We start from the raw sequence: 2,633 nt of genomic DNA on the forward strand, positions 1-2,633 counted from the left end.
GTGTGACTTGTTCTGCAATAACTACGAAAGTAGGAAATGCAGGGATTATCTCATTCGATAATCTAACTTCTAATTCGATGGTTGAAATGAGGAAACCATGTTCTCCGAAGCGACCACACTAAGATTCCTGCGTGCGTTCATCATGACAGAAAGGATGAAGGTACGAAGCCAGGTAAAGTCGGTTGAAGATTACCGTAAATGATAGCAACACCGTCATACGAAACTCTTTTAGCGGTAAAGGATGTAATTGATAAACCGGGTGTCTATAAAATATCTATGGCGAGAATGACTAAAATCAATGTCTGACAAAGTTCCGAATGAAAGGGTCTATACCGTGATAATGTCGAAAGGCATTACTCGTCACATACGAGGTAGGTTGACGAAGAGTAAGATGACTCCTATGAAATTCGTCCGGCAAACAATGGTGCTGATAAAACCTACAGGTCCAAAGGAACCGCCTACGGATATATGCACAGATAGAATTAGAGGAACAAGGAAAGCAAAGAACATCATGCTATAAGGGCTGTCACCCTCAGATGGTTGCTATAAGGCTTCATTTGCCGAAGTGCATTTGTCTTTGTGAGAGAAGGGGCATGAACCGTGGAAATTGCTGTAATGGCAGTGGAGGAATAGCCCCAAGTCTTTCGAAACTTAACTGATATTCTAAAAAGTTCATTGCAAGGATCGAGTAAGAAAATGGGAAATCATTCCGGGAAAGGAGTGATCCATTATGCAAGCACAATTACGATATTGGGATTACTACAGTATGACTGATACGTTTGACAGATTATATGAGGAAAGTAAGTATGGACAATCTTTTGAACGTCTATATGACATTATCACATCAAGAGAAAATATCCTGCTTGCTTACCGCACAATCAAAACAAACAAAGGGTCGCATACGGCAGGTGCGGATGGAAGAACCATCAACGATTTCAAAGGCTTCACAGAAGAAGAGTTGGTTTCCTTCATTCAAAAACGCCTTTCAAACTATCAGCCTATGAAAGTAAGACGAGTTTTCATTCCAAAACCAAATGGAGACAAACGCCCTTTAGGGATTCCAAGTATGAGTGACAGAATCATACAACAAGTCTTCAAACAGGTTCTCGAACCAATATGTGAAGCAAGATTCTATAATCATTCATATGGATTCAGACCATTACGCTCCACGCACCATGCGGTCGCAAGGGTAAACCATTTGATTAACCATAACAAATTGCATTATGTAGTAGACATCGACATCAAAGGCTTCTTTGATAATGTTAATCACACACTGCTAATTAAACAGTTATGGAACATTGGAATAAAAGACAGAAAAGTACTATGCATAATTAGCAAAATGCTAAAAGCCGAAATTGACAAAGAAGGTGTACCGTCCAAAGGAACACCACAAGGCGGGATACTTTCCCCTTTATTGTCAAATGTTGTCCTGAACGACTTAGATCAATGGATCGCAAGTCAATGGGAAGCATTCCCTTCCAGAACAAGTTACTGCTCTAAAAGTGCTATGTTCCGCTTCCTTAGAAAAGGTAAGCTCAAAGAAGGTTTCATAGTACGGTATGCAGATGACTTCAAGATACTCTGCAAGGATTGGAAATCGGCTCAAAAATGGTATCACGCTGTCAAACTCTATCTCAAAGATAGGTTGAAACTCGATATATCACCAGAAAAATCAAAAGTGATTAACTTACGGAAACGGGAATCTGAATTTCTTGGATTCTCTATAAAGGCTGAACTGAAAGGCAAGAAAAGAGTGGCAAACTCTAAGATCAGCAAGAAAAAGAAGGAGAAGTACGTGGCGGAAGGTAGGGAAAGAATCAAGCAATTGAGGAACGCTCCTACAGCCAAAAACGCTCAACTCTTCAACAGTTGGGTACTCGGTATCCACAGCTATAGCAGAATTGCTACTCACGTAAGCATAGATTTCCATGAAATCGCACACCGTTTAGCTTACACCCTTCGTAAACGTTTGAGAGATAGAGGGAAGTTCGGAAAACCTAAAAATCCTTCGCCTACTTATGAAAGGTATTATAAGAAAACATACAATACCTTTGAAATAAGTGGGGTGCATCTATACCCAATAGGGGATATTAAAAACTTTTGGGCGGCAAACTATAACCCAAAACTGATTCCCTACACTACCGATGGTAGAAAACTAATCTATCAAAAGTTAAAAGATGAACTCATGCCGGAAATAAGGAAACTAATGGAATCCAACATCCCCAATAAAAGCGTGGAATACTTCGACAACAGAATCAGTCGATACAGTATGAAAAGTGGAAAGTGTGAGATTACAGGTGGATTTGTGCCTGCCGAACTCGTACACTGTCATCACTACGTACCTGTTAGCTTAGGAGGAACCGATACTTTCAGGAACCTAAGAATACTGAACAAGTTTGTCCATAGGCTAATCCACGCAACTGACAGTCAAACGATTGAAAAATACCGAAAGTCTATAAATCCTGACAAAAGGCAATTAAGACGGATCAACACATATCGTAAAAAGTGTAACTTAGAACCTATCAGTTAAAAGTTAACGAAAGATGGAACGCCGTATGAGGGGAAACTCTCACGTACGGTGTGGACCGGGGGAAAAGGTAGAGATAGCATCAAAGCCTTACCTATCGGTATTA

Annotated in this window: 1 protein-coding gene; it reads left to right on the forward strand. The window is 40.2% G+C overall.

Translation table 11 applies throughout. The features are described 5' to 3' along the window. Positions 1 to 730 precede the first annotated feature (730 nt). Positions 731 to 2,530 carry a group II intron reverse transcriptase/maturase gene (gene ltrA, locus F4V44_RS26495; protein WP_150442979.1) on the forward strand — a complete coding sequence of 600 codons (1,800 nt, stop codon included), beginning with the start codon at positions 731 to 733 and terminating at the stop codon, positions 2,528 to 2,530. Positions 2,531 to 2,633 lie beyond the last annotated feature (103 nt).

The organism is Niallia endozanthoxylica, from assembly GCF_008710145.1.
Taxonomy (GTDB): Bacteria; Bacillota; Bacilli; order Bacillales; family Cytobacillaceae; genus Bacillus_BD; species Bacillus_BD endozanthoxylica.

Excerpts from the sequence above, each read along its gene's own strand:
- ltrA (WP_150442979.1), top strand. The coding sequence starts at position 731 with ATGCAAGCACAATTACGATATTGGGATTACTACAGTATGACTGATACG.